The sequence below is a fragment of the Tateyamaria omphalii genome, assembly GCF_001969365.1.
Taxonomy (GTDB): domain Bacteria; phylum Pseudomonadota; class Alphaproteobacteria; order Rhodobacterales; family Rhodobacteraceae; genus Tateyamaria; species Tateyamaria omphalii_A.
In genome coordinates this window covers 3,646,562-3,668,839 of the sequence record NZ_CP019312.1, presented here as the reverse complement: position 1 = coordinate 3,668,839, position 22,278 = coordinate 3,646,562, and the positions used below count along the sequence as shown (strand labels likewise).

The 22,278-nt window shown below is 62.1% G+C and carries 24 protein-coding genes; 10 read left to right on the top strand and 14 right to left on the bottom strand.

Annotated elements, in window-relative coordinates; translation table 11 throughout:
• Positions 1-174: 174 nt before the first annotated feature.
• Entirely contained in the window at positions 175-531 is a 357-nt protein-coding gene (locus BWR18_RS18380) for a DUF1428 domain-containing protein (RefSeq protein ID WP_076630419.1), read from the top strand.
• Here the strand turns inward: BWR18_RS18380 and BWR18_RS18375 are convergent.
• The 6 genes from BWR18_RS18375 to BWR18_RS18350 form a co-directional block, all read right to left on the bottom strand.
• The gene (locus tag BWR18_RS18375) at positions 528-1,733 is read right to left on the bottom strand and encodes a phenylacetate--CoA ligase family protein (protein WP_076630418.1); all 1,206 of its coding nucleotides are present in this window, start codon (positions 1,731-1,733) and stop codon (positions 528-530) included. The genes BWR18_RS18380 and BWR18_RS18375 overlap by 4 nt on opposite strands.
• A 5-nt stretch (positions 1,734-1,738) precedes the next feature.
• A complete protein-coding gene (locus tag BWR18_RS18370; RefSeq protein WP_076629859.1) occupies positions 1,739-2,026 on the bottom strand; it encodes a DUF6958 family protein in 288 nt (95 codons plus the stop codon).
• Position 2,027: 1 nt separating this feature from the next.
• Positions 2,028-2,408 (bottom strand): hypothetical protein, encoded by a 381-nt coding sequence (locus BWR18_RS18365; RefSeq protein ID WP_076629858.1) that lies wholly within the window; start codon positions 2,406-2,408, stop codon positions 2,028-2,030.
• 12 nt (positions 2,409-2,420) lie between these two features.
• Entirely contained in the window at positions 2,421-3,245 is an 825-nt protein-coding gene (locus BWR18_RS18360) for an ABC transporter ATP-binding protein (RefSeq protein WP_076629857.1), read from the bottom strand.
• 76 nt (positions 3,246-3,321) lie between these two features.
• The gene (locus BWR18_RS18355; RefSeq protein WP_076629856.1) at positions 3,322-4,596 is read right to left on the bottom strand and encodes an ABC transporter substrate-binding protein; all 1,275 of its coding nucleotides are present in this window, start codon (positions 4,594-4,596) and stop codon (positions 3,322-3,324) included.
• Positions 4,597-4,672: 76 nt separating this feature from the next.
• Positions 4,673-5,749 carry a branched-chain amino acid ABC transporter permease gene (locus tag BWR18_RS18350; RefSeq protein WP_076629855.1) on the bottom strand — a complete coding sequence of 359 codons (1,077 nt, stop codon included), beginning with the start codon at positions 5,747-5,749 and terminating at the stop codon, positions 4,673-4,675.
• A 126-nt stretch (positions 5,750-5,875) separates the two neighbouring features.
• On the opposite strand from BWR18_RS18350, the gene BWR18_RS18345 reads away from it, so the two are divergent.
• Entirely contained in the window at positions 5,876-6,205 is a 330-nt protein-coding gene (locus BWR18_RS18345; RefSeq protein WP_076629854.1) for a hypothetical protein, read from the top strand.
• A gap of 13 nt (positions 6,206-6,218) precedes the next feature.
• Here the strand turns inward: BWR18_RS18345 and BWR18_RS18340 are convergent, their stop codons facing one another.
• From BWR18_RS18340 to BWR18_RS18325, 4 genes are read right to left on the bottom strand one after another with little or no spacing between them, the layout of a single operon-like run.
• Positions 6,219-6,617: a hypothetical protein gene (locus tag BWR18_RS18340; RefSeq protein WP_157598835.1), complete on the bottom strand. Its 399-nt coding sequence runs from the start codon at positions 6,615-6,617 to the stop codon at positions 6,219-6,221.
• Positions 6,618-6,630: 13 nt separating this feature from the next.
• Positions 6,631-7,662 (bottom strand): branched-chain amino acid ABC transporter permease, encoded by a 1,032-nt coding sequence (locus BWR18_RS18335; protein WP_076629852.1) that lies wholly within the window; start codon positions 7,660-7,662, stop codon positions 6,631-6,633.
• Between the two features lie 3 nt (positions 7,663-7,665).
• On the bottom strand, positions 7,666-7,857 hold the full coding sequence (locus BWR18_RS18330; protein ID WP_076629851.1) for a hypothetical protein: 192 nt from the start codon (positions 7,855-7,857) through the stop codon (positions 7,666-7,668).
• The gene (locus tag BWR18_RS18325) at positions 7,850-8,668 is read right to left on the bottom strand and encodes an ABC transporter ATP-binding protein (protein WP_076629850.1); all 819 of its coding nucleotides are present in this window, start codon (positions 8,666-8,668) and stop codon (positions 7,850-7,852) included. Before BWR18_RS18325 ends, BWR18_RS18330 begins: the two co-directional genes overlap by 8 nt.
• 82 nt (positions 8,669-8,750) lie before the next feature.
• Here BWR18_RS18325 and BWR18_RS18320 point away from each other — a divergent pair, with 82 nt between their 5' ends.
• Positions 8,751-8,915 (top strand): hypothetical protein, encoded by a 165-nt coding sequence (locus BWR18_RS18320; RefSeq protein WP_157598833.1) that lies wholly within the window; start codon positions 8,751-8,753, stop codon positions 8,913-8,915.
• Between the two features lie 137 nt (positions 8,916-9,052).
• Here the strand turns inward: BWR18_RS18320 and BWR18_RS18315 are convergent, their stop codons facing one another.
• On the bottom strand, positions 9,053-11,062 hold the full coding sequence (locus tag BWR18_RS18315) for an AMP-binding protein (protein WP_076629848.1): 2,010 nt from the start codon (positions 11,060-11,062) through the stop codon (positions 9,053-9,055).
• Positions 11,063-11,209: 147 nt separating this feature from the next.
• Between BWR18_RS18315 and BWR18_RS18310 the strand changes: the two genes are divergently transcribed.
• From BWR18_RS18310 to BWR18_RS18300, 3 genes are read left to right on the top strand one after another with little or no spacing between them, the layout of a single operon-like run.
• Entirely contained in the window at positions 11,210-13,102 is a 1,893-nt protein-coding gene (locus BWR18_RS18310) for a hybrid sensor histidine kinase/response regulator (protein WP_076629847.1), read from the top strand.
• Positions 13,099-13,800: a response regulator transcription factor gene (locus BWR18_RS18305; protein WP_076629846.1), complete on the top strand. Its 702-nt coding sequence runs from the start codon at positions 13,099-13,101 to the stop codon at positions 13,798-13,800. The genes BWR18_RS18310 and BWR18_RS18305 overlap by 4 nt, the downstream gene beginning before the upstream one ends.
• Positions 13,801-13,827: 27 nt before the next feature.
• Positions 13,828-14,046, top strand: coding sequence for a WGR domain-containing protein (locus BWR18_RS18300; protein WP_076629845.1), 219 nt, complete (start codon positions 13,828-13,830; stop codon positions 14,044-14,046).
• Here the strand turns inward: BWR18_RS18300 and BWR18_RS18295 are convergent.
• Both BWR18_RS18295 and fdhF read right to left on the bottom strand, forming a co-directional pair.
• Positions 14,031-15,233, bottom strand: coding sequence for a hydantoinase/carbamoylase family amidase (locus tag BWR18_RS18295; RefSeq protein ID WP_172839402.1), 1,203 nt, complete (start codon positions 15,231-15,233; stop codon positions 14,031-14,033). The genes BWR18_RS18300 and BWR18_RS18295 overlap by 16 nt on opposite strands.
• A gap of 99 nt (positions 15,234-15,332) precedes the next feature.
• Positions 15,333-18,098, bottom strand: a complete 2,766-nt coding sequence (gene fdhF / locus BWR18_RS18290; RefSeq protein ID WP_076630417.1) for a formate dehydrogenase subunit alpha — start codon at positions 18,096-18,098, stop codon at positions 15,333-15,335.
• Between the two features lie 149 nt (positions 18,099-18,247).
• Here fdhF and BWR18_RS18285 point away from each other — a divergent pair, with 149 nt between their 5' ends.
• From BWR18_RS18285 to BWR18_RS18270, 4 genes are all read left to right on the top strand, one after another.
• Positions 18,248-19,291 (top strand): AbrB family transcriptional regulator, encoded by a 1,044-nt coding sequence (locus tag BWR18_RS18285; RefSeq protein ID WP_076629843.1) that lies wholly within the window; start codon positions 18,248-18,250, stop codon positions 19,289-19,291.
• 110 nt (positions 19,292-19,401) lie between these two features.
• Complete coding sequence (locus BWR18_RS18280; RefSeq protein WP_076629842.1) at positions 19,402-20,055, top strand: histidine phosphatase family protein; 654 nt, start codon at positions 19,402-19,404, stop codon at positions 20,053-20,055.
• A gap of 9 nt (positions 20,056-20,064) precedes the next feature.
• A complete protein-coding gene (locus tag BWR18_RS18275; protein WP_076629841.1) occupies positions 20,065-20,676 on the top strand; it encodes a glutathione S-transferase family protein in 612 nt (203 codons plus the stop codon).
• On the top strand, positions 20,673-21,737 hold the full coding sequence (locus BWR18_RS18270) for a saccharopine dehydrogenase (protein ID WP_076629840.1): 1,065 nt from the start codon (positions 20,673-20,675) through the stop codon (positions 21,735-21,737). The genes BWR18_RS18275 and BWR18_RS18270 overlap by 4 nt, the downstream gene beginning before the upstream one ends.
• A 55-nt stretch (positions 21,738-21,792) precedes the next feature.
• Here BWR18_RS18270 and BWR18_RS18265 read toward each other — a convergent pair whose 3' ends face one another.
• Positions 21,793-22,116, bottom strand: a complete 324-nt coding sequence (locus BWR18_RS18265) for a DUF3775 domain-containing protein (protein ID WP_076629839.1) — start codon at positions 22,114-22,116, stop codon at positions 21,793-21,795.
• Positions 22,117-22,278 lie beyond the last annotated feature (162 nt).

Sequence of the window (22,278 nt, the reverse complement as noted above, 5' to 3'; positions counted from 1 at the left end):
CTGGAAAAAGGAGGTAAGCGCCACGTGTGTTCCCAAGCTCTGAGCTTCGAGACTTATCTTATGTTTTCGCTCGGGTTTCCAGTGTTTGGCGCGGGCCACCGACGAAAACTGACACAATCGGGCATCAGGCACGTGGTAGAATGCCGTGCACACATGCAAACAGGAGATATGGACATGCCCTACATCGACGGTTTCCTCGCACCGGTGCCTATAGATGGGAAAGAGGCCTACGCCACGTGGCTGAAGCAACAGCACGCGATTTTCAAGGAATACGGCGCTGAGACGGTTGTAGACGCGTGGGAAGATGACGTGCCAGCCGGAGAGGTGACTTCAATGCACAAGGCAGTCGCTGCCAAGGAGGGTGAGGCCGTGTCATTCGGCTGGATCGTCTGGCCCGACAAGGACACGCGGGATGCAGGCTGGGCCAAGGTGATGGAGGACCCGCGCATGGCACCCGATCAGAACCCGATGCCCTTTGATGGCAAGCGCCTGATCTATGGAGGCTTTGCGCCGCTCTTGATCACCGACTAGTCGTAGCTTCGCTGATCCTCGATCACGAGGCCGTCCTTCGGCAAGCTGCCGGGGGCGTGAATTTCGATGGTGCCCTTGAGTTTGAGCGTATCCGTGATGGATTGCGCGTAGGCGTCCGCCACATCACGCGGGCTTTCGATCTGCACGGTCATGGCGTCCTGTTCACCTTGGCGGGTCGCGATGACACGGGCGCGGGTGACTTCTTCATGCTTGGCGACCAAAGCCGCGACCTGTTCGGGACGCACGAACATCCCCTTGATCTTGGTCGTCTGGTCGGCGCGGCCCATCCAGCCCTTGATCCGCATGTTGGTGCGGCCACAGGGGCTGTAGCCGGGCAGCACGGCACTCATGTCACCGGTGGCAAAACGGATCAGCGGGTAATCTGGGTTGAGGGAGGTGACGATCACCTCACCCACCTCACCCGGTGCCACTGGATCACCGGTGCCGGGGGTGACGATTTCCACGATCACGCCTTCGTCCACGATCATGCCTTCGAGGGCAGAGGATTCGTAGGCGATGTTGCCGAGGTCGGCGGTCGCATAGGACTGCATGCAGGTGACACCGCGATCCGCGTATTCCTGGCGCAGCGAGGGGAAGAGCGCACCGCCGCCCACCGCCGCCTTGGTGATTTGGAGTTCGACGCCCATCTCGGCCGCCTTGTCGAGGATCACCTTCAGGTAATCCGGCGTTCCGGCATAGGCCGTCGTGCCCACATCGCGTGCGGCCGTCACCTGCAATTCGGTCTGGCCCGTACCGGCAGGCAGCACTTTCGCACCCACGGCCCGAGCCCCGTTTTCAAAGATCATGCCTGCAGGCGTAAGATGATAGCCAAAGCAATTCTGCACCACGTCACCCGGCCCGAACCCAGCGGCATGCAGGAAGCGGCCCATGCGCCACCAGTCGTGGCTGATGCCCCCGGGTTCATAGATGGGGCCGGGAGATTGGAAGACATGGGCGATGTTCGACACCGGGATGCCACCAAAGGGCGGCTTTTCAGCCTGCCATTTGGCCAGTTCCGATTTGCGCAGGACGGGCAGGTGGGCGAGGTCATCGAGGTATTTCAACTTGCCGATGTCGGGCAGGCAATTGCCCGCCGCCTCGGCCACGCGAGCAAGCTGGGCGTTCACCGCCTCAAGCTGGGCGGCGTGGCGCGCGTCGGAGGAGCGGGTTTCGAGGTCGTCGTAATACACTTTGTCCAGCATCTGTTTCATACCGCCTTGATCTGTTGCGGACCTTTGACATCGAGGCGCGCGATCTCGCCCCGCACTTCCATTTCCAATTTGACCGTAACCACGTGCCACCCCAGCTTGCCGAGATCGGCAAGGGTCTGGTCATCCAACCGCGCCTGCACCGCCGCATTGAGGTCTTTGTACAGGATCGGGCCACATTCCAGCGCCCCAAGGATCGCACCGCGCACCACGTCGAACTTCCAGGCCGGGATGTTCGTGATCCCATCCCGCCCTTCGGCCGGGGTGCGGCAGGCGACCTTGTCCATGTCAGTTCGCCAGAACGGTGAGCGGCTCACCCTTCCGCACGACAAAGGTGGTGATCGCCACCATCGGCGCGGCGCCCACATTGGTCAGACCGCCATGCACCTGCCCTTCGGGAAAATAGAGCGGCGTGCCGACGGCGAACTCGACGATGTTGCCATTGGGCGCCTCGGCCCGCGCATCGGTCACCACAACGGTGTGCTCGTCACCGGGATGCGTGTGCAGCGGAATGGTCGCCCCCACAGGCACAGTCAGACGGAACACGACCACTTCCATCGTGTCCGATCCCGGCACGGCGGCGCGGCGGATTTCTTCGCGTTCGATATCCTGCGCCCAAGCGGTGCTGGCCATCAACAGGGCGGCTGCGGTCAAAACAAATCGCTTCACGTCCAAACTCCCTTAGCTCAGCCACCGTTTGCGGCGACGATAGGACCGCACATCGCGGAAGGACTTGCGCCCCTCGTCCGACATGCCGAGGTAGAATTCCTTCACATCCGGGTTCTCACGCAACTCAGCCGCAGGCCCGTCCATCACCACGCGGCCACTCTCAAGAATATAGCCATAATGGGCGAACCGCAGGGCGACGTTGGTGTTCTGCTCGGCCAACAGGAACGTCACGCCCTCATTCTCGTTCACCGATTTCACGATGCCAAAGATCTGTTCGACCAGCTGCGGCGCGAGCCCCATCGAAGGCTCGTCCAGCAGGATGGTTTCGGGCCGGGACATCAGCGCGCGACCAATCGCAGTCATCTGCTGCTCGCCACCCGAGGTATAGCCTGCCTGAGATTTCCGGCGTTCGCGCAAACGCGGGAAATAGTTGTAGACCATTTCAAGATCGGCGGCGACAGCACCCTTGCCGTCAGACCGCGTGTATGCTCCGGTCAACAGGTTCTCTTCCACCGTCAGGTGCTCGAAACAGTGGCGCCCTTCCATCACCTGCACCACGCCGCGCTTGACCAGGTCGGCGGGGTCCTTTTCGGCTGTGTTCTCGCCGTTGTGCAGGATGGACCCCTTGGTCACCTCACCCCGCTCGCTTGCAAGCAGCCCCGAAATGGCTTTGAGCGTCGTGGTCTTGCCCGCGCCATTGCCGCCCAGCAGGGCCGTGATTCCGCCCTTGGGCACCTTAAGCGACACGCCCTTCAACACGAGGATCACGTGGTTGTAGATCACCTCGATATTGTTGACCTCAAGAACGGTCTCGGTCTGCGTCTCGGCATCCAACATAGCGTGGGCCACCTTCATTGTTCCAAAAATATGCACACCCCCGGCGGCAGCGGGTGCCGCCGCCGGGGCTTGGGGCTTAGCAGCCCGCTTCGATGTTGTTCTCGCTGGCGTAGGACGCGCTGTCCTCGTCAATCAGAGGCTGGATGACCTCCATATCCGTCTCCGAGAAGTCGGAGATCAGCGACCAAGTGCCTGCCGACGCATCCCACTGGGTCATGCCGATCAGGCCCGGCCCCCCATGGTTTTCGCACGACACGCTGAAGGACGGACCAAAGCCCGGCAGACCCAGTTCGGTCATCTTGGCTTCGGTGATCTCCAGCGCTTCCATGCCGTCGCGCATCATCGCGGGTGTGATCTCGGCCTCACCGTGGATCTCTTGCGCAGTCTTGGCAGCTTCGGCGGCCAGCATCGCGGCATAGAGGCCGCGGTTGTAGAGCACCGTGCCAATCTGATCACCTGCACCGGCGGCCAGCCCCTTGTCCACGACATGTTCCTGAATGTCGTCAAACACGGGGAAGTCGCTGCCCACACCGTGGAATGTCAGCGCCTTGTAGCCATTGGCCGCGTCACCCGCGGGCAGCACGTCGTTCTCCGACCCGGACCACCAGATGCCGATGAAGTTCTCCATCGGATACCGGATGTTGGCGGCTTCCTGAATGGCCACCTGGTTCATCACGCCCCAGCCATACATGATGACATTATCGGGACGCTCACGGCGGATCTGCAGCCATTGGGACTTCTGCTCCTGACCGGGGTGATCGACGGCCACCAGCATCAGCTCGAACCCGTGCTTTTCCGACAACTCTTCGAGCGTGCGGATCGGCTCCTTGCCATAGGCGGAGTTGTGGTAGACCAGCGCAATCTTCTTGCCCGCGATGTCACCCTGGCTCATCAGGTAGTTGATGGCACCCGACGCCCCGTTCCAGTAGTTGGCGGGGTAGTTGAACGTATGGCTGAAGACCGAACCGTTGGCGGCAGAGGTCCGGCCATAGCCCATCGTGTGCATGGGGATGCCGTCAGCGGTTGTCTTGGGGATCAGCTGGTAGGTGATGCCGGTCGACAGGGGTTGATAGACAAGGCTGCCCTCGCCCTTGGTCGCTTCATAGCATTCCACACCCTTTTCCGTGTTGTAGCCCGTCTCGCATTCCAGCACGCGGGTTTCCACGCCGCCGATACCGCCATCGCGTTCGTTCAGCAGGGTGAAGTAATCAGCATAGCCATCCGCAAAGGGGATACCCCCCGCCGCATATGGGCCGGTCCGGTAGCTGAGCGACGGGAACACGAGGTCCGCCATCACGGGGCTTGCAGCCATCATGGCGGCGACGGCGTAGGTGCCTAATTTGTAGTTCATCGGTGTTTCCTCCCTATGGTTTTATTCCGATGTCTTCGGTGCGGTGCGCGAAAAACGCACACCCTACGGTCGCGCCCTAATGCGGGAACGGCCACAATCTCAACTTCTCCTTGGCCACGCGCCACAGTTGCGCCAGCCCGTGCGGTTCCAGGATCAGGAACAGGATGATCAGCCCGCCGACGATCACAAGCTGGAAATGCGCCACGATGTCGGTGGGCCAGCCCAGAAGGTCCACGCCCACGATCTTGAGCACCACAGGCAGGACAACAAGGAACGCAGCCCCCGCAAAAGAGCCGAAGATCGAGCCCAGCCCACCAATGATGATCATGAACAAGACCAGGAACGACTTGGTGATGCCAAACACTTCGCCCACCTCGACCGCGCCTAGATAGACGGCAAAGAACAAGGCGCCCGATATGCCCACAAAGAACGACGACACGGCAAAGGCGGTCAGCTTGGCGCGCAGCGGGTTCACCCCGATAATCTCGGCTGCGATATCCATGTCGCGGATGGCCATCCATTCCCGGCCCACCGACCCACGGGTCAGGTTGCGCGCCAGGATCGCAGCGCCGACCGTAAAGACCAGACAGAACAGGTAGGTGGCCCAGGCTTCGGTGTTCGGGCCGGTCACTTCGATGCCGAACACCGTGCGTTCCGGCGCGTTGATCTGGCCAGACGCGGAGTAGTTGTAGAACCACGACACCTTGTTGAAGAGCCAGACAAGGAAGAACTGCGCCGCCAACGTGGCGACGGCCAAGTAGAACCCTTTGATGCGCAGCGATGGCAGGCCGAAAAGCGTCCCAACCATCGCCGTGATGCCCCCGGCCAGGATCACATGGAAGAAAATATTCACATCCGGAAAGGCCGTCATCAGCTTGTAGCAGGCATAGGCGCCCACGGCCATGAAACCGCCGGTGCCAAGGCTCACCTGCCCGCAATATCCGGTCAGAATATTCAGCCCAATCGCCGCGATCGCGTAGATCAAAAACGGCAGAAAGATCGAATTGACCAGATAATCCGTCATCACGAAGGGCATGACCAACACGGCCACCGCCAGCACGACATAGTAGCGATAGCGGTCGAACTTGATCGGGAAGGTCTGGCTATCCTGCGGATATGTGGTCGAAAAATCGCCTGCCTCACGATAGAACATCAGCTTTCTCCCTCTGCCGCGTCTTTGGTGAACGCGCGCTTTACCACCATCCGCAGTTTTCCTGTTTTGCCACATTTCGCCCCAATCGCCGTTGCACACTGGGCGCGGGTAAATGGAGTGGGATCTATGACCGCAATTCTGGACGACATCCGTCGTCTCGATGCCGCGCATGCGCGGGGTGAGTTGAATGCTGTCGACCTGGCAGCAGAAAAGGCAAAGCTGTTCGAAGCGATACCGGACGTTGACGACGTGCTGGTTGAAACACCTGCGCGCGAACCACCGGCGCGGGTACAATCCCGGCTGAGCCAGACGCTGCTCTTGTGCATTTTCGTGCTGACGCTCTGTGCAGGCACCACTCTCGTGCTGACGGGCGACATCATGCTGGCCATGACACTGTCGATCACGGTGCTGGCCGCACTGACCGTCGCGCTGTTCAGACAATTGGACCAAGGGTGACGAACAACGGGCATCAGTACATCAGCTCCCGGAAGTCTTCGAACCTGTCTGAATAGTTGAAGTTGATCATCCGAAAGCTGCCGCGGCGAATTTGACCCGAGATGGCCCAATACAGCACCTTTCCGTCGGCTTCGGTCATAAAGATCTCTGAAATGAAGTGGTCGCTTTGACGGACACGCTTTATCGTGGTGCAGTCCTCGAACCCGTTCGGGGCAACCGCCTCCAGGCCGCCGACAAGCTGTGTCTTGGCGCTTTGCGAGATTTCGAAGGGCAGCATCGCGGTACCGAATTCACCGTCGGTGACCAAGGTTTTGAACCGCTCCAAATCCGCAAGGGCTTCCGGGTCGTCAATGGGGCTGCAACTGGCCCATGCAGCGCTCGTGACGGAGATCGCAATAAGCGCAGCCGGCAACAATCGGCACGCCTTAGACCCGCTCAATGATCTTCTCCCCGAACAGGCCCTGCGGACGGAAGACAAGGAAGATCAGCGCCAGAACGTAGGCAAACCAGTTCTCGGTCGCGTTCATGGTAAAGCCAAAGAGCGCCCCAGCCAGATCGCTGGAGGACATGAAGAATTCGAACAGCTTCTCGCCCACGCCAATAATCAAGCCACCAACAATGGCCCCGGGGATGGAGGTAAAGCCGCCCAGCATCAGCACCGGCAGCGCCTTCAACGCAATCAACGACAGCGAAAACTGCACGCCCGATTTCGCACCCCACATGATGCCCGCGACCAGCGCGACAAAGCCCGCAACGGACCACACGAGTATCCAGATGTAGTTCAGTGACACGCCCACGCTGAGCGCGGCCTGGTGGTCATCCGCCACGGCCCGCATCGCGCGCCCCTGCTTGGTGTATTGCGAAAAGATCACCAGAGCCGTCACCAGCAGGATCGCGATGATCGTCGCCGTGATGTCCAGATTGTCGATAAAGAACCCGTAGCCAAACAGGTTGAACGTCGCCTCGTCGATGGCAAGGTTGATGCCCTGCGGCAGGCACGTGCCTTCGGCCAGACACACATCCAACTTCTTGATCTCGGACCCCCACATCAGGTCCGCCACCCCTTCGAGCAGATAGGCCAGACCGATGGTCGCCATGAACAGGATGATCGGCTCCTGCCCCACCAGATGCTTGAAGATAAAGCGCTGCACCATCCAGGCGAGCAAGATCATCACGACAACCGTCAGCAGAATGGCAAGGATCGAATGCACCTCCCACCCGAAATAGTGGATATCGGTGCCAAAGACGGCGTTGATCAGGTGGGCAAAGGGCACCTGTCCGTTCTGGATGCCCACCAGCGTCATGGCCGCAAACAGCGCCATGACCCCTTGGGCAAAGTTGAAGATGCCCGACGCTTTGAAGATCAGGACAAAGCCAAGCGCCACGAGGGCATAAAGCACCCCGGCCATGAGACCGTTCAGGAACACCTCACTGGCATAGATCAGTTGGTCGGACATGATTTACCCTTTCCATCCCGTTGAGGTGCAGAGCGCGGCAGGTGCCGTCTGAAAGGCCCAGGCAACAACCGGCTTGGCCGTGATGTAGCGGGCGCAGTCCCCCAGACCGGCATCGAACGCCGCCTTGTCCTGTGCATGGGCCGCGCCTGTACAGACCAGCGCCGCCAAAAATCCTGCAAGCACCCGATCAATCATGCGAAACCCCAAGATAGGCGTCGATCACGTCCTGATTATTGCGGACCTCGTCCGGCGTGCCATCACCGATCTTCTTGCCGTAATCCATCACGACAACCCGGTCCGACAGATCCATGACCACGCCCATGTCATGCTCGATCAGCGCAATGGTCGTCCCAAATTCGTCATTCACGTCCAGAATAAAGCGGCTCATGTCCTCTTTCTCCTCCACGTTCATGCCCGCCATCGGCTCGTCCAGCAGCAAAAGCGACGGCTCGGCCGCAAGCGCCCGCGCCAGTTCCACACGCTTTTTCAACCCATAGGGCAGGCGCGCCACCGGGGTCTTCCGAATGGCCTGAATCTCAAGAAAATCAATGATCTTCTCGGCCACTTCCCGATTGGCGGTCTCTTCCGCCTCGGCCTTGCCTTTCCAGATCGCCTGCCCGAACAGACCCGTCTTCATATGGGTCAGCCGCCCGGTCATCACGTTGTCCAGAACGGTCATCCCCTCAAACAGCGCGATGTTCTGAAAGGTGCGCGCGATCCCCTGCCGGGCCACTTCAAAGGGCTTCATCGGCGGGCGCGGCGCGCCTTTGTAGTATACCTGCCCCTCTTGCGGGATGTAGAACCCGGAGATGACATTCAGCATTGAGGATTTACCCGCTCCGTTCGGTCCGATGATGGCCCGGATCTCACCCTCGCGAATGTCAAAGGAGATGTCCTTGATCGCCTCCACCCCGCCAAAGCGCAGGGTGATGTTCTTCATCTCCATCACCACGGCACCGATCTTGCGACCATCGGCGGTGATGTATCCTTCGGCCTGATCAAGCATCAACCGCCTCCATCGCCCGCCGCATTGCGGGTATGTTAACCATTTTATGAGCACCCTTGGGCATCGCTTCGGAGGGCATCCCATGTTTGACGCACTTGAACGCCGCTACCTGCTGAAACTCGCGCATCAATGCCGCCGACAGGGGCTGAGCGCCGGCGAAACCCGCAAGATCATGCGGCGCAACATCGGTTACTTTACGGGTGACAACCGCCTGACATGCGCAGTGCGGCACGTCTTTCACGAGTAGCGCAGAAATCCTCTTCACTTTGCCGGGTAAACTCCCCCGGGAGGTTCGATCCGCAAGGCGGCCGTCCGGGTCGCACTGATGTGCGAGACGGGATGGCGGGCGGGGCGATGGCGCAGCCGAGCGTCGCACCGGCGTCCTCATTCCGCTGCCATCTTTTGCACAACTGCCGACGTCGCAGCCGACCTGATCTCAAGCGTCGCAGAAATCGACCCCTTGCGCCCGTCTTCATAGGTCACCTCGGTCACCGTCGACACCTCCCCAGACCCATCGTAGAGCGCAGCAATGATATCGGCGTATTTCTCTTCGATGATGCGGCGACGCACCTTACGTGTCCGGGTCAGCTCACCATCATCCGCATCCAGTTCCTTGTGCAGCACGACGAAGCGATGCACCTGGCAGCCCGACAGCATCTCGTCCTCGGCCACTGACCGGTTCACCTCTTCCACATGGTCGGTGATCGTCGCCAACACCTGCGGATGCCCCGCCAATTCCTGATAGGACGCATAGGCGATGTTGTTCCGCTCTGCCCAGTTGCCGACAGCGGTCAGGTCGATGTTGATGAACGCTGTGCATTCATCCCGCCCGTTGCCAAAAACCACGGCCTCCAGAATGTTGGGGAAAAACTTCAGCTTGTTCTCAACATATTTCGGCGCAAATAGCGCGCCTGACGCCATCTGTCCCACGTCTTTGGCGCGGTCGATGATGCGCAGGTGGCCTGTGTCTTCCTCGATAAACCCGGCGTCACCTGTGGCCACCCAGCCCTCGGCATCCTTGGTGTCGGCGGTGCTTTCGGCGTTCTTGTAATACTCGACAAACACGCCGGGCGAGCGATAGAACACCTCGCCATTGGGTTCGATCTTCAACTCCACACCGGGGCATTTCACGCCCACCGTATCGCTGCGCACCTCGCCATCGGGCTGCGCGGTGATGAACACCGTCGCTTCGGTCTGCCCATAAAGCTGCTTCAGGTTGATGCCCAAGGACCGATAAAAATCAAAGATTTCCGGCCCGATCGCCTCGCCTGCGGTATAACCCACGCGCACGCGCGAAAATCCAAGCGTGTTCTTCAACGGTCCATAGACCATCAACTCTCCCAAGCCGTACTTGAGCCGATCTACAAAGCTCACGGACTTCCCGTCCAGAATGGCCGGCCCCACCTTGCGCGCGTGCGACATGAAATAATGGAACATCTTCTTCTTGAAGGCGCCCGCATCCTCCATCCGGATCATCACATTGGTCAGCTGCCCCTCGAACACACGCGGCGGCGCGAAGTAGTAGGTCGGCCCGATCTCGCGCAAGTCCACATGCATCGTGTCGGCGCTTTCGGGGCAGTTCGTGCAGAACCCTGACCACAGCGCCTGGCCCACGGAAAAGATGAAGTCACCCACCCAGGCCATCGGCAGATAGGCCAGAATGTCATCCGATTGCCGCAATCCGTCGAACTCGGACGACGATTTCGACGTCTCGATCACGTTGCGGTTTGACAGCACGACACCTTTGGGCTTGCCCGTGGTGCCGGACGTGTAGAGCATCACGCAGGTGGTATCGTAATCCTGTACGGCAATGCGCTTCGCCATCTCCGGTGCCAGCTCATCGCGCTTGGCCCGACCGGCATCCTGCACATGGGAATACTGGTGCAACTTCGAATGATCGTATTTCCGCAACCCCCGTGGATCGAGATAGATCATCTGCTCGAAATTCGGCAGACCGCCCTGGACCTCTATGACCTTGTCCACCTGCTCCTGATCGCCCGCAATAACAAAGCGCGCGCCCGAGTGATCAAGGGTATAGGCCATCTCTTCGGCCGCCGCGTCCTGATAGAGCGGCACAGGGATCGCACCCGCCATCTGCGCAGACATCATCGACCAGTACAGATAGGGCCGGTTGCGTCCGATCACCGCGATATGATCACCGGGCTGCACGCCAAGGTCGATCAGGCCAAGCGCCAGCGCTTCGACCTCTTCCAGCGTCTCGGCCCACGTCCAGCTTTGCCAGATCCCGAATTCCTTCTCGCGATAGGCCGGGGCCGATCCAAATGCCTTGGCATTTCGGTGTAACAACGCAGGCACGGACACAAGCCCGTCTGCGCCTTCAGGCGACTTGACCACGAATTCTCCTCCCGAGCGCCCCCTCCCCGGGGCACACATGATCGCTTTGACGATTCTTACTTGCCTAAGGATGTCTCCTTCACGCTGCGCGTCAACTTTTTCCTGATGTTTTCCGAAACCTTACGAATTGTAACAGCGCCCCCGCCCCCGTTGTGTGGGCGCCGGAACCAGTGCTAGCCATGGGTCATGGCACAGGATCACACCGCATCTCTGACGGCCTCCGGCCTGAACCTGATCGCGCAGGCGCTCACGATTTACGACCGCGACCTGCGCCTTGCTGTGTGCAACGCCCCCTTCCAGCAGATGTTCGACCTGCCAGACGCGCTGGTCACCCCCGGTTCCACCTTTCGCGAAACGATCATCCATCTGGCCAAGCGGGGGGAGTATGGCCCCGTCGACGATCTGCACGCTTTCGTGCAGGAACGCGTCGATCAGGCCCTCGCGTTCGAGCCGCACTATATGGAACGCACCCGCGCCAACGGCCGCACCATTTCTGTCGAAGGCTCGCCGCTCCCCCAGGGCGGCTGGGTCACCGTCTACACCGACATCTCGCATACCAAGGCGCAAGAGGCGCTCTTGCGCGCACGTGCCACTGAACTCAGCGATCAGGTCCTGCAACATACCGAAGCGCTCAGCACCACCAACCGCCAGCTTGCCGCCACCGTGTCCGCCCTCGAAGAGGCCAAGCGCCAACTGACGGAAACCGAGGCGCGCACACGGTTGACGACCGAAATGATGCCCGCGCACATCGCCCATGTGGACGCCACGGGGCACTATACCTACTCCAACAGACGGCTCAGTACGGTCATCCCCAACCGCCCGTCAGAGATTGTGGGGGAACATATCTCCGATGCGCTTGGCCCCTTTGCCTATGGCCGCATCGCCTCCAACCTCGCCCGCGCCTATCAGGGAGAGGCGTCGGTGTTCGAGTTCACGGACGAGGCGAGCGCCAGACGCATCCGTGTGTCCTTTACCCCCGAGGCTTCGGGCGGCGTCTACATCCTGTCCATGGACATCACCGAAGAAACCCAGGCCCGTGTCGCCCTGCAACAAAATCGCCGCCGCACGCTTGCGGCACAGATGACATCGGGCATGGCGCACGACTTTTCAAACCTGCTGACCATTATCCTCGGCCTTCAGTCCAAACTGTCTCGTATGGACTCTCTCCCGCAGGGGGCCGCCGACTTGATCGACGGTACGGTCTCAGCCGCGCGGCGCGGCGGCGAGCTTCTGAACGCCATCGCGGACATGACCGCAGGCCGCGCGATGCGCCCCGCCGCAACGGACATCGAAACGCTACTGAGCGACGTAACGACCATGGCGCAATCGACCCTGCCGCCGGGCCTGTCGCTCTCCACCTACACCACGGTCACAGGCCCTCATATGCTGGATCCCGGCCTGGTCAAGGACAGCCTCCTGAACCTCATCCTCAACGCCCGCGACGCCTGCGGCACAACCGGCCAGATCACCCTGACCGCCCGCCCTGTCCACGACACATGGCTCGAATTCACGGTGACGGACACCGGCCCCGGCTTCTCGACCGAGGCGCTGGAACACGCATTCGACCCCTTCTTCACCACCAAGGGCTCCGAGGGGTCCGGCATGGGCCTGCCCATGGTTTACGACATGACCAAACGGGCGGGCGGCGACCTGAAACTCGGCAACGGAAACACGGGGGCGCAGGTGCGCCTCCGCCTGCCCCTGCGCCCTGCCCTGCAGCTTGCCGGTGCCCTCGTGCTGCTGGTCGAGGATGATCCCGACCTGCGTCAACACTACCGCGACATGCTCATGGGCATGGGCCACGCGGTGATCGAAGCCGCAGGCGTGGACGAGGCGGTCGCCCTGACCGCCGACCTGCCCGACATCGGCCTTGTCCTGTCGGACATCAACCTCGGCTCCGTCACGCGCACAGGCATCGACCTTGCAATCCAATTGAACGGCACCCTGCCCGTGATCCTGATGACATCGCTCCTGCCCAGCGACCCGACCTTCCTGACGGCCACACGCACCGCCCCTGTCTTGCGCAAACCGTTCGAAGTCGCAGACCTCGCCGCCCTCCTCCAGGCAGACGCCGCATGACCGGGGCTCTTGTCACCATCCTGGACGATGAACCGGCGATCCGCACAATCCTTGCGGATGCGCTGGAAGAGGCCGGGTTTCGCACCCTCTCCTTTTCCCGCGCCTCCGCCTTCGAGGCGGCGCTCAAAACCCACAAACCCGACGTGTGCCTCGTCGATCTCGGCCTCCCCGACACCGACGGCCTGACGCTTGTGCACAAACTCGCGCTGGAACAAGGGGCGGCCGTCATCATCATCTCGGGCCGCGCGCAGGTACAGGACCGGGTGACCGGGCTCGAGCTTGGCGCAGACGATTACATCATCAAGCCTTTCGACCCGGCCGAGGTCGTGGCCCGCATCCGCGTCCGCCTGCGCACGCCGAAAACCGCCACCCAGACCGGCCAGATCGCGCAGTTCAACGGCTGGACCGCGTCCTTCGACAGCTACACGCTCACCGACGATCAGGGCAGCGAAACCCCCTTCTCCCACGCCGAAGGCGAAGTGCTGCGCCTCTTCCTCGACGCGCCCAAGCGCCTGATTTCACGCGCACAAATGCAAGAAATGCTGGGCGGCGGTGCAGGGGACAGTTTCGACCGCGCCATGGATGTCCGCATCAGCCGCCTGCGCACCAAACTGCGCGAAGACCCCAAAAACCCCCGCCTAATCAAAACGATCTATGGTGCCGGATACATCTTTCTTGGCGATGTGCAGTGGACATGAGGATTCAACCCGTGGCAGAATCCGAACATGGTCGAAGCGCTCCTCTACCGATCTGACGACGCCCGGTTCTACCGGGTCGAAATCACGCTGAACCTCTTTGCCGAGGCATCAGTGGTGATCGAATGGGGGTTCAAGGGCGGAAAACCCTGCCGCCACATCACCTGCCACAGCGACCTCCGCGCCGCCTCCACTGCTGCCGACCGCTACCGGCAACGCGCGCTCAACCGGGGCTATGCCAGGGCCTGAAGCCCCGCAGCATGGGCCAGCACCCGCAGACCCGCCACCAGATCAGCCTCATCCGTGTCTTCCTCAAACGCATGGCTGATGCCGCCAATGGACGGTACAAAAAGCATCGCGACAGGCATGACCCGCGCCACATTCGTGGCATCATGCAGCGCGCCAGATGGCATGCGCCGCCACTTGCCCGGCGCCACAGCCTCCGCTCCGGCCTCCAGGCATGCCCGCAGATGGCCATCCATCGCCACAGGCTCCAACCCCAAAAGCGGCCCCTGTTCGACACCCAAATTCATCTCGGCCGCGACCTCGGCCAGGGTTTCCTCGATCACCGCTTCCATCCGCGCCAACCGGTCTGCGTCCCCATCACGCCATTGCATCGAAAACCGCACCTGTCCCGGCACGATGGACGACGCATTCGGCGCGACAGCGACATGTCCAATGGTCCAGACGGACGAGGGCGTCACCACATTCCGCAGCCGCTCATTCAATCGGCCGGAAAAGGCCACAAGCCCCTGAAACGCATCCCGGCGCAGCGCCATGGCCGTCGTCCCCGCGTGGTTCTGCTGCCCTGTCAGGGTGATCACCCGATCCCGAATGCCGACAATGTCCGTCACAACCCCGATCTGCGCGCCGGCAGTATCCAAAGTCGCCCCCTGCTCGATATGCAGTTCGACAAAAGCGGTAAACTGCGCGGGATCAACCGGCGCGCCAACCCGGTCCCCGACAACCCGCCGGGCCTCACCCAAAGCGACCCCATCATGGTCCACCAACGCATCCGCGTCGGCCAAGGACAGCCCACCGGTCCAGACGTTCGATCCGGTGGTCACGCCATAGCGCCCCTCTTCATCCTGAAAGGACACCACCGAAATCGCAGGCCCACCCGCCTCGACACTCGCCCGCGCCACTTCCAAGGCAGCGACAACGCCCAGCGCCCCATCCAGCCACCCGCCCTGCGGCTGACTGTCCGAATGCGACCCAAGCAGCAGCGACGGCCCCTCGGCAACGCCAAACAGGTTCCCCATCACATCAAAGCGCGGTTCCAACCCCGCCTCTGCCATACGCGATGCCAACCAGTCCCGCGCCGCCATATCCGCCTCGGAATAGGCGGGGCGCACGACACCCTTGCCCACCCCCGACGCACCAAAGGTGCGCAGGATATGCAAATCTGCCACGAACCGCTCAGAATTCAGCGCCACCGCACTCCCCTTCTTCTGGCCAGAAATACTTCGGGGGTTTGGGGGCAGAGCCCCCATTCACAAAAATGAATCGCGCGCGCCGCCAGGCGCACATCCGGATCACTCCGCCGCAACAGCCCCGGCCACGGCCTCAACGCGGACAGCCGAAAACTTGAACTCCGGAATCTTGCCATAGGGATCAACGGCCGGGTTCGTCAGAATGTTCGCCGCCGCCTCGACATAGGCAAAGGGCAGGAACACCATGTCGGGTGATACCGCACGATCTTCCCGCGCCATGATCTCGATGGACCCGCGCTTGGTCGTCAACCGCACCATATCGCCCGGCACGGCCCCCAGCTTGCGCAAGGTCGAAGGGTGCAAGGAACAATTCGCCTCCGGTTCCACCGCATCCAGAACGGTCGCACGGCGCGTCATCGACCCGGTATGCCAATGCTCGAGCTGCCGCCCCGTGGTCAGGATCATCGGGTACTCGGCATCCGGCACATCGTCCGGCGCAATCACCGACGCGGGCGTAAACCGCGCACGGCCCTCCGGGCGCGGAAACCCATCGCCAAACACAATCGCCTGCCCCGGATCCTCCGGGCTCAAGGACGGATAGGTGACAGCATTCTGCCCCTCCAGCCGCGCCCACGTGATGTTGTCGAGCGACTTCATGTTCAACTTCATCTCGGCAAACACATCCGCCGGGCTCTGATACTCCCAGCCCAGGCCCAGCCGCTTGGCCAGTTCCACCTCGATCCACCAATCTTCCTTGGCCTCGCCGGGCGGCGGCACCGCGGGGCGCCCCATCTGCACCTGACGGTTCGTGTTGGTCACGGTCCCCGTCTTCTCGGCAAAGGCCGAGGCAGGCAGGATCACATCGGCATAATTCGCCGTCTCGGTGATGAAAATGTCCTGCACCACCAGATGATCCAGCTTGGCAAGCGCATCGCGCGCATGCTCCACATCCGGGTCCGACATGGCCGGGTTCTCACCCAGAATATACATCGCCTTGATGTTCCCGGCATGCACGTCATCCATGATTTCAGTGACGGTCAGCCCCTTCTCGTTCGAGAAATCGCCAGACCCCCAGACATCGGTAAAGGCCGAGCGCACGCCATCATCCGTCACCGTCTGGTAGTCAGGCAGGAACATCGGAATCAGGCCGGCATCAGACGCGCCTTGCACATTGTTCTGGCCCCTGAGCGGATGCAGGCCAGCCCCTGGCCGCCCCACCTGCCCGGTCATCAGCGCAAGCGAAATCAGACAGCGCGAATTGTCGGTCCCATGAATGTGCTGGCTGACACCCATACCCCAGAAGATCATCGCCGACTTGGCCCCGGCAAAGGTGCGCGCCACATCGCGCAGCACCTCCGCCTCGATCCCACAGATCTCCGCCATCTTCTCGGGCGCAAAGCCTTCCAGATGCGCCTTCTCTGCGTCCCAATTCTCGGTATAGGCGTCGATATACTGCTGGTCGTACAGACCCTCTTCGACGATCACATGCATGATCGCGTTAAGCATGCTCACATCCGCGCCGGGCCGGAACTGCAACATGTGGCTGGCAAAACGTTTCAACGCCTGCCCTCGCGGGTCCATCACGATCAGCTTGCCACCGCGCTTGGTGAACTGCTTGAAATAGGTCGCCGCCACCGGGTGGTTCTCGATCGGGTTACACCCAATCGCAATCGCCACATCCGCATTCTCGATCTCGTTGAAGGTCGCCGTCACAGCACCCGACCCCACATTCTCCATCAGCGCCGCCACGGATGACGCATGACACAACCGCGTGCAGTGATCGACATTGTTGTGGCCAAAGCCCTGCCGGATCATCTTCTGAAACAGATAGGCTTCCTCGTTCGTACACTTCGCCGACCCAAAGCCAGCCACTTCACGCCCGCGCCCCTTCAGACCGTTGGCAGCAAAATCCAAAGCCTCCTCCCAGGACGCTTCCCGGAAATGCGTCGACCAATCGCCGGGGTCCACATTCAGCCCCTTCGCAGGCGCGTCCTCGCGCCGGATCAGCGGTTTGGTCAGACGGTGATCGTGATGGATGTAGTCAAAGCCAAAGCGCCCCTTCACACAGAGCCGCCCCTCGTTTGCGGGCCCATTGATGCCCTCGACATATTTGACGCGGCCATCCTTCACCTTCAGCGACACCTGACACCCAACACCGCAGAACGGACAAATGCTCTCGACCTCGCTGTCGTAGTCCTTGCTGTCCCCAACCTGCGCGTCGTCCACAACAGTCGACGGCATCAACGCCCCCGTCGGGCAGGCCTGCACACATTCACCGCAGGCCACACAGGTGCTCTCGCCCATCGGGTCGGCCATATCAAAGGTCGGATAGCTGTCATGCCCCCGCCCCGCCATGCCGATCACGTCATTGACCTGCACCTCGCGACAGGCGCGCACGCACAGCCCGCACTGAATGCAGGCATCGAGGTTCACCGACATCGCCACGTGGCTGTCATCCAGCAGCGGAATGCGCCCCTCTTCCAGCTTGGGAAACCGGCTCTCGGACACACCGTTCATCTCGGCCATGTCCCAAAGGTGGGCGGACTTGTCATGCGCCACGTCGCGCTCGGGCTGATCGGCCATCAGCATCTCGACGACCATCTTCCGTGCACTCTCTGCACGGGCAGAATTGGTGGTCACAACCATGCCGTCGCTGGGCTCGCGAATGCACGACGCGGCCAGCACCCGCTCGCCCTCGATCTCGACCATACAGGCGCGACAGTTCCCGTCAGGGCGATAGCCGGGCGCAGGCTTGTGACACAGATGCGGGATCACCAGACCGCGGCCATGGGCCACGTCCCAGATGGTCATGCCCGCCTCGGCCACAACCTCTTGCCCGTCCAGCGTGAACGTCACCTTGTCCGACATGCGCCAAATCTCCCTGTGCTCCATCCGATATAGGGGAGCATTGGGGGCCAGGTGACTCCCAATCCCGACACCGCACCCCGGTTTTGCGCCATAGAGGTTTCCGATCCGCAACCATTGCTCACCCCCGGCAACACGGATAGCCAAAGGGGATGCTTACACGCCCCACCGCCCACAGCCTGCGCATCACAGGCCAAACCCTGATCATGGGCGCCATCGGCGCAGGGATCGCGGAAGCCATCGGCGCCCCCATCGCCGTCCTCACCGGCCCGGCACTGTTCGTCAGCCTCGCCGCCCTCGCGGGGCTGCGCACCGGCATCGACGACACGGTGCGCAACCTCGTCTTCCTCCTGGTAGGGGTCAGCATCGGCAGTGGCGTAGACAGCAGCGCAACCCAGGCCATGCTGCGCTGGCCATTGGCTTTCGCGGCACTTGGCGTGATGCTCTGGGCCACGCTCTGGCTCTGCGGGCGGCTCCTGCACCATGGCTTCGGCCTCGACAAACGCAGCGCCTATCTCGCCGCCGCCCCCGGTCACCTCAGCTTTGTGGTGGGTCTTTCCACAGGCCTCAACCTCGACACAACGCGCATCGTGGTCATCCAGTCCGTCCGCCTGCTCGCCCTCACACTCACGGTCCCCGCCATCGCCCTCGCGTTCGGGTTCGAACTGACAGGCCAGATCCTGCCCCCCGGCCCGGCCATGGCCTGGACCCATCTGGGCCTTCTCCTGCTAGCAGGGCTCGCCCTCGGCTACGCCCTCGACAAGATCGGGCTGCCCGCCCCGCTCCTGATCGGCGGCATGGTCGCCTCCGCCCTCGGCCACACAACGGAAGTGACACCGGGGGTCATGCACCCTTGGCTCAGCTACGCAGGGCTGATGACGGTCGGCACCCTCATCGGCGCCCGGTTCAACGGGATCACACGCCAGGCCCTCGCCACCTCGCTTCTCGCTGGTCTCACCGTCACAACACTTACCGTCCTCATGGCCCTCGCCGCAGCGCTGCCCATCGCCTACACACTCGGCTTCGACCCCACCCACGTCCTCATCGCCTTCGCGCCGGGCGGCCTGGAAACCATGATCGCCATGGGCGTCGTCCTCGGCGCCAACCCAGGCTTTGTCGCCGCTGCCCACGTCTCCCGCCTCCTCTTCCTGACAGTCCTCCTCCCAGCCTTCGTCGGGCGCATCCGCAAACACTGACGCACCACAGTCCGCCTTCTCTGGTTCAAAAAAATCCCCGCCGGAGGCTCCCGCACTTTCCACACGCACGTCACCGGCCTAGAACAAGAGCAACAAACCAACAGGCACCCATGTCCCACATCACCCTCATCCGCCACGGCCAAGCCAACACGCATGCCAAGGACGAAGCCAGCTACGACCAGCTCTCCGACCTCGGCCACCAGCAATCGGCCTGGCTCGGCGCCCACATGCAGGCGACGCACCAACACCACACGCGGCTCTACACCGGCACGCTCAGGCGCCACCGCGAGACGGCCAACGGCATGGAAACCGGGATGAGGGCCACCGAAGATGCGCGCCTGAACGAACTTGAATACTTCACCATGGCCCAGGCGCTGGAGGACGAACATGGCATCCCGGTCCCCACCGCGCCATCGGAGTTCGTGCACCACTTCCCCAAGGTGCTTGCCCACTGGCAGGACGATAAGCTGAAAAACGTGCCCGAACGGTTCTCGGAGTTTGAGACACGGATCAAGGACGCACTGACCGAAATCGGCCAGGGCGACGGCCCCGCCCTCGTCGTGACCTCGGGCGGCCTCATCGCGATGACCATGCGGCTGCACCTGGGGCTCGAGGTCGGTGCGATGGCCAATGTCGCGCTTGCGATCATGAACACCTCGATGCACCGGCTGCACCCCATCGGTGGCACGTGGTCGCCGGTGATGTTCAACGCTGTGCCGCATCTCGAACACCCGGATCGGCACCACGCTCAGACCCATGTCTAAGGAACGCGCATGAAACTCTACTACGCCACCAGCACCATCTCGATCGCCGTCGCCATCGCGCTCGAGGAAGCGGGCCTGCCCTACGACACCCACCAACTCAACTTCGCCGCAGGCGACCAGCAATCCCCCGGCTACGCGAAAGTGAACCCCAAGGGCCGCGTCCCCGCACTCGAGGTGGACGGCACGATCCTCACCGAAACCGGCGCGCTCCTCGACTACATCGCCACCCAAGCGCCGCACCTCATGCCCACTGACCCGATCCAGGCGGCCAGGGCGCGCAGCGTCATGTACTACCTCGCCTCCACCATGCACGTGAACCACGCGCACAAGATGCGCGGCCACCGTTGGGCCGATCAGGACAGCAGCAAGCAGGACATGAAAGCCAAGGTGCCGGAAACCATGACCGCCTCCGCCCAGTATATTGAAACCGACTGCCTCACCGGTCCCTTCATCCTCGGCGACCAGATCACCATCGCCGACACCTACCTCTTCATGGTCTGCACATGGCTGCCCGGCGACGGTGTCGACCTCGCCCCCTTCCCCAAACTCCGCAGCTTCATGGACGCGATGGAGGCGCGCGACAGCGTCAAAACCATCCGCGCCAAGGGCATGCTCGGATGACACATCTGTGGGTCCGCGCCGAACAACGCCAGAACGAAGACCGCGTGGGCCTCACCCCCGAAGGGACCTCGAAACTGATCGCAAACGGGATCACGGTCACGGTCGAAGACAGCCGAACCCGCTGCATCCCCACCGACCGCTACGCGCAGGCAGGCGCCACCATCGCCCCCGAAAACACCTGGCCCACGGCACCAACAGACGCCATCATCTTCGGGCTCAAGGAACTGCCCGACGACGGCACGCCCCTGCCGCACAAGCACATCATGTTCGGCCACGCCTACAAGGGACAGCCAGCGGGCCAAGTCCTGCTCGACCGGTTCAAAGCGGGCGGTGGCGCGCTCTACGACCTCGAATATCTGGTGGACGAGACAGGCAAACGGGTCGCGGCCTTCGGCTACTGGGCCGGCTACGCAGGGGCGGCCGTCGCGCTCAAATGCTGGATCGCCCAGCAACAGGGCAGGATCGTGGGCCCGGTCACCGCCTACCCCAGCTCCAACCACCTGCTGGCAGAGTTGCAATCCGACCTGGTGGCGACCGGCACGCAGCGCCCGACGGCACTCATCATCGGTGCCCTCGGCCGCGTCGGCTCAGGCGCCGCAGACCTCTGCACCGTCATGGGCGTGCCCACCACTCGCTGGGACATGACGGAAACCGCCCATGGCGGCCCCTTCCCCGAAATCATGCAACACGACCTCTTCTTCAACTGCATCCTGGCGCGCCCCGGCACGCCGGTCTTTGTCCCCGCGGGGACACCACACCAAGCGCGCAAACTGACTGTCATCGGCGACATCGCCTGCGATCCCGACAGCGACTTTTCCCCGATCAAGGTCTACGACCGGACCACCACATGGGATGCGCCCGCGCTTCGCGTTCACGTCAACCCACCGCTCGATGTGACCGCAATCGACAACCTGCCCTCAATGCTGCCAGTGGAAAGCAGCGAAGACTACGCCGACCAACTCCTGCCCAGCCTGCTCATGCTGTCCGACCTGACATCAGGCGTCTGGGGCCGCGCCAAACAGACATTCGACGGCGCCATAGAGGCGATGCCGTCTGACTGAGAACACTCAAACCGCACTGGGACCGGAGGCCATCTGGCGCGCACGGCAAAGACAGTTACCGCAGCAGCGCATCCTCATCATCGCCCAGCGGCAGACCCAGCGCTTCCATCCCCGCCTCCAGATGGTCCGGGAAATGCGGCGTGCCCAGCAGGTAGTCAGCGCACGGGGTGGTCGCCTCTGCCTCTGCTGTGTGCAGCGCTTCCTCCCAATCATCCGGTTCGAACGCACCGCGCCCGATCCACATGATCGCGACCAGCTCGGCCTGTTCGTCCGTGTCCAGCCGGTCAATCAGACCGCGCAACTCGGCCTCGGCCCGCTCCAACTCGTGGCCCATCAACACCACTTGCGCAACAACGGCGCGCTCAATCTCAAGATCCATGGATCAACCCTCCTGACCTGACCTTGAAACACTCCGCACGCCGCGGCTTTGATCGGGATCAAATCGAGACGACGGGTATGCGCGGTATTCGGATCAAAAAAGAGGGGTCAGGGTCAGACTGTTGCAACTGGCGCTTACAACCAGTCAAAGGCAGCAACCCTC

Excerpts from the sequence above, each read along its gene's own strand:
- BWR18_RS18350 (WP_076629855.1), bottom strand. The coding sequence starts at position 5,749 with ATGTTCTATCGTGAGGCAGGCGATTTTTCGACCACATATCCGCAGGAT.
- BWR18_RS18345 (WP_076629854.1), top strand. The coding sequence starts at position 5,876 with ATGACCGCAATTCTGGACGACATCCGTCGTCTCGATGCCGCGCATGCG.
- BWR18_RS18330 (WP_076629851.1), bottom strand. The coding sequence starts at position 7,857 with ATGATTGATCGGGTGCTTGCAGGATTTTTGGCGGCGCTGGTCTGTACA.
- BWR18_RS18285 (WP_076629843.1), top strand. The coding sequence starts at position 18,248 with ATGCTTACACGCCCCACCGCCCACAGCCTGCGCATCACAGGCCAAACC.
- BWR18_RS18280 (WP_076629842.1), top strand. The coding sequence starts at position 19,402 with ATGTCCCACATCACCCTCATCCGCCACGGCCAAGCCAACACGCATGCC.
- fdhF (WP_076630417.1), bottom strand. The coding sequence starts at position 18,098 with ATGTCGGACAAGGTGACGTTCACGCTGGACGGGCAAGAGGTTGTGGCC.
- BWR18_RS18265 (WP_076629839.1), bottom strand. The coding sequence starts at position 22,116 with ATGGATCTTGAGATTGAGCGCGCCGTTGTTGCGCAAGTGGTGTTGATG.
- BWR18_RS18315 (WP_076629848.1), bottom strand. The coding sequence starts at position 11,062 with ATGTGTGCCCCGGGGAGGGGGCGCTCGGGAGGAGAATTCGTGGTCAAG.
- BWR18_RS18305 (WP_076629846.1), top strand. The coding sequence starts at position 13,099 with ATGACCGGGGCTCTTGTCACCATCCTGGACGATGAACCGGCGATCCGC.
- BWR18_RS18335 (WP_076629852.1), bottom strand. The coding sequence starts at position 7,662 with ATGTCCGACCAACTGATCTATGCCAGTGAGGTGTTCCTGAACGGTCTC.
- BWR18_RS18275 (WP_076629841.1), top strand. The coding sequence starts at position 20,065 with ATGAAACTCTACTACGCCACCAGCACCATCTCGATCGCCGTCGCCATC.
- BWR18_RS18270 (WP_076629840.1), top strand. The coding sequence starts at position 20,673 with ATGACACATCTGTGGGTCCGCGCCGAACAACGCCAGAACGAAGACCGC.
- BWR18_RS18325 (WP_076629850.1), bottom strand. The coding sequence starts at position 8,668 with ATGCTTGATCAGGCCGAAGGATACATCACCGCCGATGGTCGCAAGATC.
- BWR18_RS18360 (WP_076629857.1), bottom strand. The coding sequence starts at position 3,245 with ATGTTGGATGCCGAGACGCAGACCGAGACCGTTCTTGAGGTCAACAAT.
- BWR18_RS18375 (WP_076630418.1), bottom strand. The coding sequence starts at position 1,733 with ATGCTGGACAAAGTGTATTACGACGACCTCGAAACCCGCTCCTCCGAC.
- BWR18_RS18300 (WP_076629845.1), top strand. The coding sequence starts at position 13,828 with ATGGTCGAAGCGCTCCTCTACCGATCTGACGACGCCCGGTTCTACCGG.
- BWR18_RS18370 (WP_076629859.1), bottom strand. The coding sequence starts at position 2,026 with ATGGACAAGGTCGCCTGCCGCACCCCGGCCGAAGGGCGGGATGGGATC.
- BWR18_RS18320 (WP_157598833.1), top strand. The coding sequence starts at position 8,751 with ATGTTTGACGCACTTGAACGCCGCTACCTGCTGAAACTCGCGCATCAA.
- BWR18_RS18380 (WP_076630419.1), top strand. The coding sequence starts at position 175 with ATGCCCTACATCGACGGTTTCCTCGCACCGGTGCCTATAGATGGGAAA.
- BWR18_RS18355 (WP_076629856.1), bottom strand. The coding sequence starts at position 4,596 with ATGAACTACAAATTAGGCACCTACGCCGTCGCCGCCATGATGGCTGCA.
- BWR18_RS18310 (WP_076629847.1), top strand. The coding sequence starts at position 11,210 with ATGGCACAGGATCACACCGCATCTCTGACGGCCTCCGGCCTGAACCTG.